Source organism: Vibrio sp. T20, assembly GCF_007858795.1.
In the GTDB taxonomy this organism is placed as follows: domain Bacteria; phylum Pseudomonadota; class Gammaproteobacteria; order Enterobacterales; family Vibrionaceae; genus Vibrio; species Vibrio satsumensis.
In genome coordinates this window covers 72,693-86,573 of record NZ_VFEB01000138.1, presented here as the reverse complement: position 1 = coordinate 86,573, position 13,881 = coordinate 72,693, and the positions used below count along the sequence as shown (strand labels likewise).

Sequence of the window (13,881 nt, the reverse complement as noted above, 5' to 3'; positions counted from 1 at the left end):
CTGGTTTGTCTAGGTATGTAACCATCATATAAATTAAATCGCGTAATCTACAACATTAAATGGTGAACAACATGCAACAGAATCAAAAACTCAAAGTAACCGTGATTGGTGGTGGTTCAAGTTACACCCCAGAGCTCGTTGAAGGGCTACTCAAGCGCCATCACGAATTACCTATCTCTGATCTGTGGTTAGTCGATATCGAAGAAGGCATGGAAAAAGCAGAGATAATCGCGGCGCTCACCAAGCGAATGATAAACAAAGCAGGCTGTGAGATTAATGTTCACCTAACCACGGATCGAAAATCAGCCCTGAAAGACTCGGATTTTGTCTGCTCACAGTTTCGCGCAGGAAGAATGGAAGCAAGATTACGTGACGAAAGGATTGCTCTGAAATATCGGATGATCGGCCAAGAGACCAATGGCTTGGGTGGTTTCTCTAATGCATGTAGAACTATCCCAATTGCCCTCGAGATAGCGAAAGAGATGGAAGTATTGTGTCCGAATGCGTGGCTACTCAACTTCACCAACCCATCAGGTATGGTAACGGAAGCACTGATTAAGCACTCAACCATTAAAACCGTTGGTCTATGTAACGTCCCCGTCAACATGGAGCTAGGCGCGGCAAAAATGCTCGGTGCAGAGCGTAAAGATATGACGATGCAAATCGCTGGCTTAAACCATCTAGTGTGGGCTCGTAAGGTGCTTCATAAAGGTGAAGACAAGTTGGGAGAACTCATCGAACAACTTCTCGGTGGTAACGATCAAATGATGCCAAAGAACATCCCTCCTTTTGAGTGGGACGGTGAGCTTATTCGCTCACTGAACTTAGTGCCATGTGCGTACTTACGTTACTACTACCAATCCAGAGACATCTTAGACAAAGAGTTTGCTGCGTCTGAAAACAGTACTAATCGCGCAGACTTAGTTGCCAAAGTTGAACAACAGTTGTTAGAGATCTACAAAGATCCAACGCTCAATACCAAGCCTAAATTGTTAGAAGAACGAGGTGGTGCTTACTACTCTGAAGCGGCCTGTGAGCTCATGAGCAGTATTCACAATAACAAACGTTCTATCATGCACGTTAACACTCGCAACAATGGTGCCATTCAAGGATTACCTGATGACTGTGCGGTAGAAGTAAGTTCGGTAATCACCAGCAGTGCGATCCTGCCACTGAACGTTGAACCTTTTGATAGCGACACGCTGCGCTTGATACAGCAAATGAAAGAGTTTGAAACCTTGACCGTTAAAGCGGCCATAACAGGTGACATCGCGTTAGCAAAACGTGCTCTGATCCTCAACCCTATCGTCGATAGTGGCTCGCACATCGATGAGGCCTTGCTAGAAACCATTCGCGAGAACTTAGACTTCATGCCTGCGTTCGCTCATCGACTCGCTTAGTGTGGCACTTTGTTAGCAGCTCATGAGCTCCGTTATAGCTGAGCTCATTCAAGATATTGAATCCAAATCTTTTAATAAGAGGTCATCATGAAATTGATACTCAACGCCGATGATTTCGGCCTCACTGAAAGCGTGAACCATGGCATCGTCGACTGCTTTAAGGCGGGTTTGGTTAAGTCGACCACCATCATGATGAATCAACCGGGTACGCAGCACGCGATTGAGCTCTTTCATCAAGGTTTAGTCCCGGAAGTTGGCTTGCACTTTACGGTCACCGCAGGCAAACCACTGACGCCACCAGAGCAGGTTCCGAGCTTAGTCGACGAGCACGGCCACTTCTTTAGCAACGTCACTTTGTTCGATAAATCAGATGTGAATGAAGATGAGGTGATGCTCGAACTCAACGCGCAATATCAAGCCGCCCTCGATGCAGGCTTAAAGATTAACCATATCGACAGCCATCACTTTGGTGGTGTGTTTAAGCCTCTAAAAGCAGCGTTTACCCGCACAGTGAATCGCATTGGTCTTCCAGTTAGACGAATCGATAATATCTTGAGTGGCCAAGATACACTGCGAGTGCCAACGCCAGACGCTTTCGACATGCGCTTCTTTGACGAAGGCGTATCGCTTAATGGCCTGCAGGATTTATTACTGAGCTACCAAGCTATGATACCTAACGGTGTACTTGAGTTAATGTGCCACCCTTCACTCTTGGCGTGCAAACAGCTTAAATCCCTATCAAGCTACAGTGATAAACGCGTCGAAGAGCATCAACTTCTCACTAGTCCTGCACTAAAACAGTGGCTAGCTGACCATCATATTGAGTGCATTGGATTCGATAATCTCAGATAGGGAACCTTAAATCAGGGCTACTCAACGATCCGTTGTGCGCCCTGCCCTTGATCATGCAGAATATCTTCAGGGTTCAACAATTGGCATTTCTGCATACTCAGACAACCACAACCGATACAACCGGTTAGGTTTTCTTGTAACGATTTAATCTGCGCCATCTTGCTGTCCAGTTGCCCCTGCCATTTCTTCGCGACGCGTTCCCAATCTCGCTTAGTCGCGGTATGGTTCATCGGCAGTGTTGATAACTCTTCGGTGATCTCTTCGAGCGTGAAGCCTATCGACTGTGCGACTTGTATCAACGCGATTCGACGCAACATCGCCGACTGATACCGGCGCTGATTTCCGTTAGTACGAATCGAAGCAATCAACCCCTTGGTTTCGTAAAAGCGTAAGGCCGAAGGAGCCACGCCACTGCGCTCTGCCAACTGGCCTATGCTGAGGTATACGATGTTTCTCATGATCTTTCACTTCCTGTTTGAATAGCCGTTTCGTCCTGATAATGACCAGTATAATAGAGTTCACTTTAACTTGAAGTTTGGGTTCAAATTTAGTTTTGGGCTAGGTTAAAAAATACGCGCAACAAAGTAACCTAACGTATTGATTCTCTGAGCTATGATTTTGTTCGCTGATTACCATACATGTCGTCAAACCCGGGAATGCCTTGCTCCCACACGGGTTTATCTTCACCGACAATAGTTTTCAATGTATCAATGAAGAGCTTAGTTTTTATGGGTGCATCTCGATGTGGGTACACCGCATAGAAAGTGCCAAAGTCATCCAAGTTTAAGTGAGTCATTATAGGCACCAACTCTCCACTGAGTACTTCATCTTCAATCATCTTCGCCGTGACGACCGCGAGAGTACTGCCAGTTAGCGCGCTCTTCGAAATCATCTCAACGTCATTCACTTTATAAGCGGCATTAAGCTGAAAATGCTGAGCTTGCCCCTCTTGATCGACATAAGAAAACTTATCGATCAACAAACCCGGAGCAGCGTAAATAGTTGCAGGTAATGACTCTAACCTTTCGATTGTGTTGATCTCGCCATGCTGAGCAATGAACTCAGGTGAAGCAACAATCAACAATCGACTTCTGGCTATCTTACGGCTGATTAGACTAGAGTTTTTGGGCTTACCAATACGGAAACCAATATCAAACCCTTCTTTAACCATATCGACGATTCGATCTTCGAGTCTCAATTCAAAATCAACATCTGGATACTGCTTCTGGAAAACCGCAATCGCCTGCTGAACATATTGTCGACCAAACATAGTAGAGCTGGTGATTCTTAATAATCCTCGAGGCTCTGCATGATAGTTTTGCGCCAAGCGTCGAGTATCGTTCAACAGTGCACGAAGCTGATGCGCTTGATTGACCATCTCATTGCCTGCGGCAGTCAGAGATAACGAACGAGTGGTGCGATTGAGTAACCGAACATCAAGCTCTTCCTCAAGACGGCTGATCTGTTTAGAGATAACGGAACGGTCGACATTTCTTTGCTCCGCAACTTTGACAAACGAACCTAGCTCAACCACTTCAAGTAACAATAATAAACGACTCGATATATCCATAACGCCCTTTGTTGCATTTAAAGCACCAATAAAGTGCCAATATGACTATTTTTCTCATCTTATTACAAATCTATAGTAGCTGCACATAACGGAGACAACATTCAGTCCCAAATTATTAGAGGAAACAAAGATGACACTACTATCAATTACTAATCAAAATGGCATTGCTACTGTATCAATCAACAATCCACCAGTGAACGTATTAACTTTCGATTTAATTAATAAAATCAATGAGTTTGTTCTATCGCTCAAAGATGACCGCGATACTAAAGTGGTGGTATTCAAATCACTGCATGCTGAGTTCTTCCTAGCTCATTTAGATCTCAATGTGATCAACGGTACACAAGGTGGACAAGCCGGTTCGATTGAATTCAACCATATGATTGAAAACATCAAATCAATGAAGCAAGTCTCTGTTGCGGTTGTTGATGGCGTAGCTCGTGGGGGCGGTAATGAGTTTGTGATGGCGTGTGACCTTGCTTATGGCACTGAAAACTCAGCGTTCGCACAACCAGAAATTCATGTAAACATCCCAACGGGTGGCCAAGGCGCAGTGCAATTTGCAAGACGCATGGGCAAAAACAAAGCGCTACAAGCTTTGCTACTCGGTAACGATTTTACCGCTCAGCAAGCTGAAAGCCGTAACATCATTACTCAGTTCGTGCCGAAGGCTGAGCTAGAAGATTTCTTAGCAGCGACACTCGGTGTGATCAGCCAGTTGGAAGTGCGTGATATCGTGATGTACAAAGAGATCATCGCAGCTTCAATCAAAGATGAGCAAGCGGGTGCAGAGCTAGAATTGCGTTACTTCTTAGAGCGTGCAAAAGAGCAAAAAACAGCAGCCATTATTGCAGCATTCCTAAAGCATGGCGGTCAAACTGAACGCGAAGCGAAAGACATTCAAGGTATCTTCGTAGACACCGCTGCAGAGCTATCACAATAGACACTGACGTAATTAAATGGCCATCGCTTGATGGCCATTTATGTATCTAACTGTTTATCTATGTATCTATGTATCTATGTATCTATGTATCTATGTATCGATTTATTAATTATCTCACTCACTGAAGCCGTTAGATCTGACTCATGATCGATTTCAAGTTCTCGGCCATTTCGGCATTGATGATCTCTCCCGTTTCTACATCAAAGTTGTCGTAGAAACTTGGCACCGACATAGAGCCTTTCACATCAGCATCAAAGTAAGGTGCCGAATTTACCGCTGACGACAGCACAGAACTTGCGCCGCCTGGGCCTGGTGATGTGGAAAGCATAACAACAGGTTTGCCTTGGTACACTTTCATGTCGATTCGTGATGTCCAATCAAACACATTCTTAAAGGCTGCGGTGTATGAACCGTTGTACTCTGCAAAAGAGATGACCACAGCATCAGCTTCGCCAATTTTGCTGAAAAAGCGCAGCGCGTGGTGATGAACGCCGGACTCTTTTTCTCTGTCTTCACTGTAAATAGGCATCTCGAAATCATTAAGATCGAGCACCTCTACTTGCGCGCCCTCGGCTAAGCTTGCAGTGTACGCTGCTAATTGTTGGTTAATCGATGCTTTACTGTTGGTCGCGCCAATCGCTAGTACTTTCATTGTTGGTTCCTAATTCATTTGTATCACCTTTCCACATTCATGGTTTCAGAGGCGATTGTCTGTGTATTTAGATTGGGGAGGATGATAAAACCTCAAGTTAACTTGAGGTAAAGCGATATTTTCAAAAAATAGAAAATAATTCAAAAAAACCTATAAATCAGCAAATTACGACTGGTGAAGTATGGCGTTGTATGACACAGGCAAAAATAAGCACACCCACAAATGCAGTAGGTGTGCTGTATCAAAATGCTGTTTACTTAAGTGGATTGAGTGGACTAACACCAGAATAGGCAACGCCCGATAATTCAGCCATCTCACGATTCCATGTAGCCAAATCGTGAGGGTTGAATTGATTCAGATGATCATGCCCACACGCTCTCGCCATCACTTGCATTAATTCTGTCGACGCCTCGAAGAAATTTTTAAGCTGATTCGAGGCCTTCTCTACATTTAAACGCTGACGTAAGTCGGCCTTTTGAGTCGCAATACCCGCCGGGCAATTATTAGTGTTACACATTCTCGCCGCCACACACCCTATCGACTGCATAGCGCTGTTTGAGATAGCGACGCCATCAGCACCAAGCGCCATCGCTTTCACAAAGTCCATCGGAACGCGTAAACCACCCGTGATGATCAATGTAACTCGGTCACTGACGCCTTGTTTATCAAGGTAAGCTCTAGCGCGAGCCAAAGCTGGAATCGTTGGCACACTGATATGGTCTCGGAACATTTCTGGCGCAGCCCCAGTACCGCCGCCTCGACCGTCTAGAATGATGTAATCGGCACTGGCATCTAATGCGAACTGAATGTCTTCTTCGATATGGTTAGCACTTAGCTTGAAGCCTATTGGGATACCGCCCGTCACTTCTCGAACTCGGTCGGCAAAATTTTTGAAATCCTCGACAGTTTTTAGATCAACAAAGGTGGGTGGGGAAATCGCGGCGGTACCTGCTTCAATACCACGCACCTCTGCAATCTTGCCGATGTTCTTCGCCCCCGGTAAGTGACCGCCTGTTCCGGTTTTAGCACCCTGCCCACCTTTAAAATGGAAGGCTTGGACATTTTTGAGCTTAGCTTCATCGTAACCAAATTGCGCGCTGGCTAATTCATAAAAGTAACGTGAGTTCGCCGCTTGCTCTTCAGGCAACATTCCGCCCTCTCCGGAGCAAATCCCAGTTCCTGCAAGCTCTGCGCCTGTCGCTAAAGATATTTTCGCTTCTTCAGACAAAGACCCAAAACTCATATCAGAAACAAACAAGGAGATGTTCAATTTGAGCGGCTTTTTCGCTTTTGGCCCAATAATAAGCTCAGTTCCGACGGGCACATTTTCCAATAACGGTTTGGTCGCCATTTGTGCAACCATCACTTGAATATCATCCCAGTGAGGCAATAGGTGTCTTGGCACGCCCATAGAGGTCATTGGCCCATGATGCCCGACCTTGGATAAACCATCACGCGCTAGCTGATGAATAAACTCGACGGTCGGTTCTTCTTTGGTTGCACTCGCAGCAGGAGACAAATCTGGCGCAGCAGCTTGAACATGAACTTCAGGGCCCTCTTGCCCAACTTGCTCCGCAGTGAACTGTTTATGAGTGCCATCGCAAAAAGGAAGGTTGTTAGAATACTTACAGCGGCACAGGTACGCATCACCACTCTCTTCGGCGACAAAGCTTTTCGGTTTGAAGCCGGTTCCTGCATGAGAACCGTCACAAAACGGTTGGCTTTTCGATTTCCCACAGGTACAGAAGTAATACTCCTCTCCCTTCGTCAGCTCTACTTTGACGGGTTTGTTATCCGCGATTACTGGACTCTTCATAGTTCGTTCACCTTTTCTTTTTTATGATTTGATGACTGAAGCGATGACTTGCTCACAAGAGTAAAGTAAAGGTGAGATACGCGGCTAATTCAATAAATGAGACTGATAGACAAGGTAAGTAAACCGACTAAAAACAGTCATGACCGACTCAACACAAACAAAAATGGCTACCTAGTAGGCAGCCATTATGTGTTGGAGCTTAGTCAAAGCTAATGCACGTAGGGTTAATCGAACAGTTCGATAACCAGCTTGTTGTCTCTGATCACTAGATTCGGTTCCGATGACTTAATCAACGACTCTTGAACCTTATTGCTGTCGAGTTTGTAAACAGGAGACTGAGACAAAGCAAAACCTATCATCGATACCGCAGGTTTGAGTAGTGTCTCTATTTCTGGCGAAAGTTGTTTGCCCTTCTCCTCAAAGCGTTCTAGTCGCAGCGACTTTAAGTAAACCTCACCACTTTCCTTGTCGTATTCAGGAATCGCGCTGAACTCTAAGTCTAAATCCAACCCCATGTTTGGCATGTTAAACACTTGAACCTTTGCATTGGTATTCGCCAGAACAGACACACGCTCGGCATCAGATCGACCAATTTGCACCGCTAAGTCATCAACCGCCACTTGCGCATACATAACGTTTTGCACACCGACTTCTTGCTCTAACATCACAGAATCTTGTAGGTAGTTCGTCATTTCTTGTTCAGTCACGCTATAGCTCACACAACCACTTAGCACCAGCGCAGACGCTGCCAAAATGAACTTTTTTGCTACGTTAATTATCATCAATATCAGCTCTTTATCGTTAGTGACTAGCGCGGAGTTTACTGTGTGATCATCAATAAACAAAACAGTAAAAACACGATATTCGTGAATACCTTTATTAATAAGCATAAATATCAGTAAGTAAAGCACCAGATTGGATTTCCCGCTTGAGAGAATGACACATGTCAGCCAAACGCCATCAGATTTGTGTACTCGAATTAATTGAATTTTGCTTCTAAGCTTATGGGATATTTAGGGGGCTTACTAAAGGTTTCATCATGGATGAAAACATGAAGAGTGAGCACAATGCCATCAAAAAGAGTATCACCTGAACCAACAACTCGTTCCGTGATTCTATTATGCAACACCGCATGCCTGCATCATAAACAGTGGGTAGAGGAACTGCGTCTCCATAAATGGGAAGCTCAAATTGCAGAAACTAGCGAGCAGGCCATTCACTTGCTCAATTCCCGCAGCCACTGCTGCGCACCAATTGTCGTTTCCTGTCTAACATCATCTTCAATCGACAAACAATGTGAGCAAATTTCAGTACTGAAGGCTCATTCTCCAAGTTTAAAAGCAATCGCTATCTGTAGCCTGCCACCAAGTCACGACTTACCACTCATTAAGCAAACCTATTGGGATTATTACCATCTACCTATTGATACAGAATGGCTTTGTCGAAATTTAGGGCATGCATATGGCATGGTAGACACCAAGCAAAACAAACCTAAGCCTTCCTCGTGCCATGAATATCAATTGGTGGGGCAATCCAGCACCATCCAACAACTTAAAAAGAAAATAACTAAGATCGCTAACAACGATTTTCCAGTACTGATTCAAGGGGAAACAGGAACAGGAAAAAGCCTATGTGCACGTTTAATACATGAAGCCTCAGCTCGTAGCCAGAAACCTTTTATCGCAGTAAATTGTGGCGCAATTCCACAGTCACTGATTCACTCCGAGTTATTTGGTTTTGAAAAAGGCTCGTTCACTGGAGCAAACAAACGCTACGTCGGACATGTAGAAAGAGCGAATGGTGGCACACTATTTTTAGATGAGATCGGCGACCTTGAACTATCGCTGCAAACCTACTTACTCCATTTTCTAGAAAATAACTTGATAGAGCGATTAGGCAGTAACAACCAATTGCCCGTAGATTGCCGTGTGATTTTCGCCACCAACGTCAACATCGAACAAGCCGTTGCTGCGGGTAAATTTCGAAAGGATCTCTTTCACCGGATCAATGTACTTCCATTGGATTTAGTGCCACTCAATGATCACAAAGAAGACATAGAAGATTTGGTTCGATTTGAGCTGAAGCACAAATATGCATCCAAAACCAAACTGCCTAGTGACACCCTTGAGCAAATGAAACAGTACCATTGGCCGGGCAATGTCCGAGAATTATTCAACTGCATAAAAAGAGCGATTGTTCTTTCTAATTCAAGTGCCCTCTCTACTCGTCATATGGGGATTCAATTGAAAGACGAGTCGCCCGACACTGAGAGTGACACTCGACTTTCTTCAAAAAATGTTCGTCGAGTGATTCAGCAACACCACTACAATATTTCCCAATCTGCTAAAGCGTTGTCTATTTCTCGGACAACCTTGTACAAGCTAATCAAAAAACATCAGATAGTAATTTAAGTCGCCTAACTAGCTAACTAAATAACTAAATAACTAAATAACTAAATAACTAATAAAGCAGCCTAACGAGCTAGGCTGCTTTAAAGTTTAGTTGTACTCAATTAATGAAAGTGCTTATGGCTCTGGAACAGTAAATGGACAAACATCACAGGTTGCAATGTTCGATGTTTCCATAAATGCTTCTTGCAAGAACAGCGAGTCAAACGTTGCTGTAACTTGATTAGATAGCATTCCGTCTACTCCAGTTGGTAACACATTTGGCGCATAGGTTTTGCTTACTTGCGTACACACTTGACCAATCGCATCACCAAAGTTCGGTATCCACTTTCCTTCACCCGTCTTACAAGCAAACAGCTCAGGGTCGGCACTTAATGCACTACACATATTACCAGCACCACATGTGGTCACATCCTCAAGATCATCACAAGGTAAAGCGAAGTCGAGGTAATAACTGCTGTTGACGACTTCGGTAGGTAAGTCAGAACGGCTCAAAGAGTCATCCTTAGAATCCACCAGCGATTCAATGGCCAATGGGATATCACCGGTATTACATATTTCAACATCATAGGTTTTTTTAAGCACAACTTGACCACTATCAACCTCTAAGAAGCTATTACATACCTTAGAAATCTCAACCATTGGACTCAAGTCGATTGGCGGACAATTGTAAGCCACAGGAGCTTGAGCATTCACGATAAGCCCATCAAGATCCACTGAACCATCTATCACGCCGACGGCACCGTTATTTACAGACAAGTAATTACCCATGAATGAGAATGACTCACCGACGCTCCACACTTCATCACCGTTCCCAACCACAGGAAGCGCACCTAAGATTGATGACTCCGATAAAAAGGCCACGTCATAATCACCATTGGTGCCTAACGAACCAGGACCAGTGTTGGTCACCGTCACGGTATAATCGATATTGAACATGCCATCAACCGTAAAACTGGTTGTGTTACAAGTCGCCGCTATGCTGATACTACATAAACTGAATGAGCCGACAACGAAGTCAGCCAAAGATGCATCAATCGAACGGGAAGCTCGTGACTCCACTAAGAAGCTACTGAAACAAGGAATATCCTCAATACCAAACTCATCATTTAACAGAGCTGACAAGTTTAATCGACCTTCCACAAAGCTCTCTGTTGGAATCGTTGTAGTTTCACCCGTTTTAGCTAGATAATCCCAACCTTGTACATTGGGTAAAGCAATTGCCCCGATAGAATCATCATTTGAAATCGCACATATCTTCTCGACACCGACAGCGCCACTGCCACATCGTGCACCAACAAAATCATTCGATTTAGGATCTCCGTCAGTTTGGAAAATTCTCGTCATGTTGTCAGTCACATCACCATTATTCAAATCCCATTGGAATACTTCAATGTAGGGGTTACCACCGCTCGCTTGTGGGAATGAAATCAGCACAAGGATGTCCCCATTGACATGCTGCCCAACAAAGTCGCCCTTAGTTTGTCCATCTGGTAATCCTACTTGGTCTTGTAAGAACCAGAAACCAATGTACATATCACCATTGTTGGCATATCGGTCTGCACCAAAGTAAATCAGCAAATCGCCTTCGCTTTCAAAGGCAGCAGCATACGCATTAGTAAAGTCATCTTTTGGTTGTGGTGACGCAGTACGGAACGCCCAATCCGTAATGTCGGAATCATCTTTTGATCCCCCCTTCCAAAAAATTTGGTCGATACCGTTACGGTCTTTTTGGAAAAATTCTGCAATCCCAACCATGCTATTGGGATCATTTACATCGTCCCAATCAATACCACTATTATCACTGGTCGCATTACCATCAAGTTCCATCACATCAACAGTAGCCCACGCCAACTGGGGGCTACTAAACAACAAAAGCACACTAAGTAAATAATTTATAACCTTCATGTTCTCTCTCCATTTGTTCATACTTATGCTGTTAGGGTTTTCTGCCTTGCCCAAATTGGAGAAAATCCTTTAGCAATTCGTAGGTTCGATAGAGCACATTCCAAGCCAAGTTCAACTAATTGATTTGGTTGATGTTTATATATTGAAGGCACACCTTTATTGGACGCTTTGTTATCATTTGTCCATAAAGTCGAGATTTGACCAAATAATCAAGAACTTGAAAGGGTGAACAAAGTGTCTAAGTCAGACATATTTAGAGCTTTGATACGAGGAGAGTGATCTTTAAAAGGTACAATAGCGTAGCCACTTTAAGCTTATCGAATAACAAGCGTGTGAAGGGTGCCGATTTAGCGGGCAACTTAAGGTTCTTCTAACTAAGCCACAGGCGGAAAAACAATGACACAACTGACGATATTTTACGATGGAACCTGCCCACTTTGCGCAAAAGAGATGGCAGCACTGACTAAGTCTGATTCCAAAAATCAGATCCAGACCATCGATATCTACAGTGAAGCGTTTTCAAACTACCCACAAATAGATGCCGAGGCAGCCAATACAATTTTGCATGCACTGGACGAAAACGGAAAGCTGCTGCTCGGTCTAGACGTGACTTACCAAGCGTGGAAGCTAGTAGGAAAAGGTTGGCTGTATGCCCCGTTACGTTGGACGATGTTCAAGCCAGTGGCAGATTGGTGCTATCTACGGTTTGCCAAGAATCGATATAAAATTTCGTTCTGGCTAACCGGAAAGTCGCGTTGCAACGGAAACAGCTGCATCAAATAGTATTGAGTTAAGATATGCCGCTGGCGACTTTGTAGTAAACGATGCCAAACAGTGCTGCGAACACCAATACAGTAACGGCCACTTTCAACCAAATAAATTTCATGCTTTGTCCTTTTAATTCTGTTTACTGTTACACGCGACAAGTTATCACAACAAAACATAACGTTGTGTAATGATTGATAGAACTTTGTAGTGAACCCAGATTCCCAGAGAGAGACTTTATGTCGGCAAAAGAGAGAAATCTTCCCACTCATCGACTTTCTAGATTTAGTAAGTTCGCCTCGTTGGCGACAAGAGTCGCAGGTAACGTACTAACAGAAGGCACCAAGCAAATCGCACAAGGCAACAGACCCAAGGCAAAAGACTTGCTGTTAACGCCACAGAACATTGCTCGCCTGACCGACCAGCTCGCGCACCTGCGTGGAGCAGCGATGAAACTCGGTCAAATGCTGTCGATGGATGCGGGTGATATTCTTGAACCAGAGTTAGCCAACATTCTTGCTCGCCTACGTTCAGACGCTGACCCTCTGCCAGCCAAACAGCTCAATCAAGTGTTAGAAAATTCGCTCGGAATGAACTGGAAGGTGGAGTTTATCTCCTTCAACTTTAAGCCTATCGCCAGTGCGTCCATCGGTCAGGTTCACCAAGCGTATAGCGACTCTGGAGACAAACTTGCCATCAAAGTCCAATATCCAGGCATTCGAAAAAGCATCGACAGTGATGTGGACAACGTGGGCACATTACTTAATATTGTTGGGTTGATACCCAAATCGGTCGACTACAAAGGCTTATTAGAAGAGGCAAAGAAACAGCTCCACGATGAAGCAGACTATGCTCGCGAGGCTGACTACGCGATTCGTTATCATGATGCATTAAAGGAGCACTCTCACTTCGTCGTACCTAAGATTCATCCTCAAGTATCCTCTGAATCGGTGCTCGCCATGGACTTCATCGAGGGCGTCTCGATAGAGCAAATAGAAAGTTACGATCAAAGCACCCGTGACTTTGTAATGCACAGCTTGCTCGAACTTCTGTTCAGAGAATTGTTCGACTTTAAGATGGTGCAAACCGACCCCAACTTCGCCAACTATCTCTACGTTGAAAACACTCGACAGATTGGGCTGTTAGACTTTGGAGCAACCCGAGAATACAGCGACCGCTTCAGCGAGGGTTATCGCTTGGCCTTTTCCTCTGTCATTAACAACGATGAGCAAGGACTCAACCAAGCGTTAGAGCAAATAGGGTTCTTTAGCGAGACGATTCTCCCCGAACAACGCCAAGCCATTCTCAACTTGGTGACTATGGCGTGTGAACCGATGTTGGTCGACGAAGAGTACGATTTTAAAGCCAGCGGTTTAGCTCAACGACTTCGTGAAGCTGGCACCATCTTGAGCATGGAACAAGAGTATTGGCACACGCCACCCGCAGACGCACTATTCCTCCATCGTAAAATCGGTGGCATGTATCTGTTAGCCGCTCGCCTTGGTGCAAGGGTGAACATAAGTCGTTTGGTCGCTCCATATCTCATCAGCGATGACACTTGATTCGT

The 13,881-nt window shown here is 44.6% G+C and carries 12 protein-coding genes and 2 pseudogenes; 6 read left to right on the top strand and 8 right to left on the bottom strand.

Features of this window, described 5'->3' with window-relative positions:
* Positions 1-71 precede the first annotated feature (71 nt).
* Together FTW16_RS15850 and FTW16_RS15845 are read left to right on the top strand one after the other, a co-directional pair.
* The gene (locus tag FTW16_RS15850; protein ID WP_146491777.1) at positions 72-1,400 is read left to right on the top strand and encodes a 6-phospho-beta-glucosidase; all 1,329 of its coding nucleotides are present in this window, start codon (positions 72-74) and stop codon (positions 1,398-1,400) included.
* An 87-nt stretch (positions 1,401-1,487) separates the two neighbouring features.
* On the top strand, positions 1,488-2,252 hold the full coding sequence (locus FTW16_RS15845) for a carbohydrate deacetylase (RefSeq protein ID WP_146491776.1): 765 nt from the start codon (positions 1,488-1,490) through the stop codon (positions 2,250-2,252).
* Between the two features lie 17 nt (positions 2,253-2,269).
* Here FTW16_RS15845 and soxR read toward each other — a convergent pair whose 3' ends face one another.
* Positions 2,270-2,710 (bottom strand): redox-sensitive transcriptional activator SoxR, encoded by a 441-nt coding sequence (gene soxR / locus FTW16_RS15840; RefSeq protein WP_146491775.1) that lies wholly within the window; start codon positions 2,708-2,710, stop codon positions 2,270-2,272.
* A 152-nt stretch (positions 2,711-2,862) separates the two neighbouring features.
* Entirely contained in the window at positions 2,863-3,822 is a 960-nt protein-coding gene (locus FTW16_RS15835) for a LysR family transcriptional regulator (protein ID WP_146491774.1), read from the bottom strand.
* A gap of 130 nt (positions 3,823-3,952) precedes the next feature.
* Here FTW16_RS15835 and FTW16_RS15830 point away from each other — a divergent pair, with 130 nt between their 5' ends.
* Positions 3,953-4,765: an enoyl-CoA hydratase/isomerase family protein gene (locus FTW16_RS15830; RefSeq protein ID WP_146491773.1), complete on the top strand. Its 813-nt coding sequence runs from the start codon at positions 3,953-3,955 to the stop codon at positions 4,763-4,765.
* 130 nt (positions 4,766-4,895) lie between these two features.
* Here FTW16_RS15830 and FTW16_RS15825 read toward each other — a convergent pair whose 3' ends face one another.
* From FTW16_RS15825 to FTW16_RS15815, 5 genes and pseudogenes are all read right to left on the bottom strand, one after another.
* On the bottom strand, positions 4,896-5,417 hold the full coding sequence (locus FTW16_RS15825) for an NADPH-dependent FMN reductase (RefSeq protein WP_146491772.1): 522 nt from the start codon (positions 5,415-5,417) through the stop codon (positions 4,896-4,898).
* A gap of 253 nt (positions 5,418-5,670) precedes the next feature.
* Positions 5,671-6,705, bottom strand: a pseudogene (locus tag FTW16_RS15820) (FMN-binding glutamate synthase family protein); the annotation flags it as partial.
* Complete coding sequence (locus tag FTW16_RS24965; RefSeq protein ID WP_366669659.1) at positions 6,684-6,743, bottom strand: hypothetical protein; 60 nt, start codon at positions 6,741-6,743, stop codon at positions 6,684-6,686. The pseudogene FTW16_RS15820 and the gene FTW16_RS24965, both read right to left, overlap by 22 nt.
* Positions 6,744-7,014: 271 nt before the next feature.
* Positions 7,015-7,233, bottom strand: a pseudogene (locus tag FTW16_RS24960) (CDGSH iron-sulfur domain-containing protein); the annotation flags it as partial.
* Positions 7,234-7,457: 224 nt separating this feature from the next.
* Positions 7,458-8,015, bottom strand: coding sequence for a DUF1439 domain-containing protein (locus tag FTW16_RS15815; protein WP_146491933.1), 558 nt, complete (start codon positions 8,013-8,015; stop codon positions 7,458-7,460).
* 285 nt (positions 8,016-8,300) lie between these two features.
* Here FTW16_RS15815 and FTW16_RS15810 point away from each other — a divergent pair, with 285 nt between their 5' ends.
* Positions 8,301-9,644, top strand: coding sequence for a sigma-54 interaction domain-containing protein (locus FTW16_RS15810; protein WP_146491770.1), 1,344 nt, complete (start codon positions 8,301-8,303; stop codon positions 9,642-9,644).
* Between the two features lie 114 nt (positions 9,645-9,758).
* Here FTW16_RS15810 and FTW16_RS15805 read toward each other — a convergent pair whose 3' ends face one another.
* Positions 9,759-11,549 (bottom strand): hypothetical protein, encoded by a 1,791-nt coding sequence (locus tag FTW16_RS15805; RefSeq protein WP_146491769.1) that lies wholly within the window; start codon positions 11,547-11,549, stop codon positions 9,759-9,761.
* A gap of 396 nt (positions 11,550-11,945) precedes the next feature.
* Here FTW16_RS15805 and FTW16_RS15800 point away from each other — a divergent pair, with 396 nt between their 5' ends.
* Both FTW16_RS15800 and FTW16_RS15795 read left to right on the top strand, forming a co-directional pair.
* A complete protein-coding gene (locus FTW16_RS15800; RefSeq protein ID WP_146491768.1) occupies positions 11,946-12,332 on the top strand; it encodes a thiol-disulfide oxidoreductase DCC family protein in 387 nt (128 codons plus the stop codon).
* A gap of 221 nt (positions 12,333-12,553) precedes the next feature.
* Positions 12,554-13,876: an ABC1 kinase family protein gene (locus FTW16_RS15795; RefSeq protein ID WP_146491767.1), complete on the top strand. Its 1,323-nt coding sequence runs from the start codon at positions 12,554-12,556 to the stop codon at positions 13,874-13,876.
* Positions 13,877-13,881 lie beyond the last annotated feature (5 nt).

Excerpts from the sequence above, each read along its gene's own strand:
- FTW16_RS15795 (WP_146491767.1), top strand. The coding sequence starts at position 12,554 with ATGTCGGCAAAAGAGAGAAATCTTCCCACTCATCGACTTTCTAGATTT.
- FTW16_RS15830 (WP_146491773.1), top strand. The coding sequence starts at position 3,953 with ATGACACTACTATCAATTACTAATCAAAATGGCATTGCTACTGTATCA.
- soxR (WP_146491775.1), bottom strand. The coding sequence starts at position 2,710 with ATGAGAAACATCGTATACCTCAGCATAGGCCAGTTGGCAGAGCGCAGT.
- FTW16_RS15850 (WP_146491777.1), top strand. The coding sequence starts at position 72 with ATGCAACAGAATCAAAAACTCAAAGTAACCGTGATTGGTGGTGGTTCA.
- FTW16_RS15845 (WP_146491776.1), top strand. The coding sequence starts at position 1,488 with ATGAAATTGATACTCAACGCCGATGATTTCGGCCTCACTGAAAGCGTG.
- FTW16_RS15800 (WP_146491768.1), top strand. The coding sequence starts at position 11,946 with ATGACACAACTGACGATATTTTACGATGGAACCTGCCCACTTTGCGCA.
- FTW16_RS15805 (WP_146491769.1), bottom strand. The coding sequence starts at position 11,549 with ATGAAGGTTATAAATTATTTACTTAGTGTGCTTTTGTTGTTTAGTAGC.
- FTW16_RS15810 (WP_146491770.1), top strand. The coding sequence starts at position 8,301 with ATGCCATCAAAAAGAGTATCACCTGAACCAACAACTCGTTCCGTGATT.
- FTW16_RS15815 (WP_146491933.1), bottom strand. The coding sequence starts at position 8,015 with ATGATAATTAACGTAGCAAAAAAGTTCATTTTGGCAGCGTCTGCGCTG.
- FTW16_RS15835 (WP_146491774.1), bottom strand. The coding sequence starts at position 3,822 with ATGGATATATCGAGTCGTTTATTATTGTTACTTGAAGTGGTTGAGCTA.
- FTW16_RS15825 (WP_146491772.1), bottom strand. The coding sequence starts at position 5,417 with ATGAAAGTACTAGCGATTGGCGCGACCAACAGTAAAGCATCGATTAAC.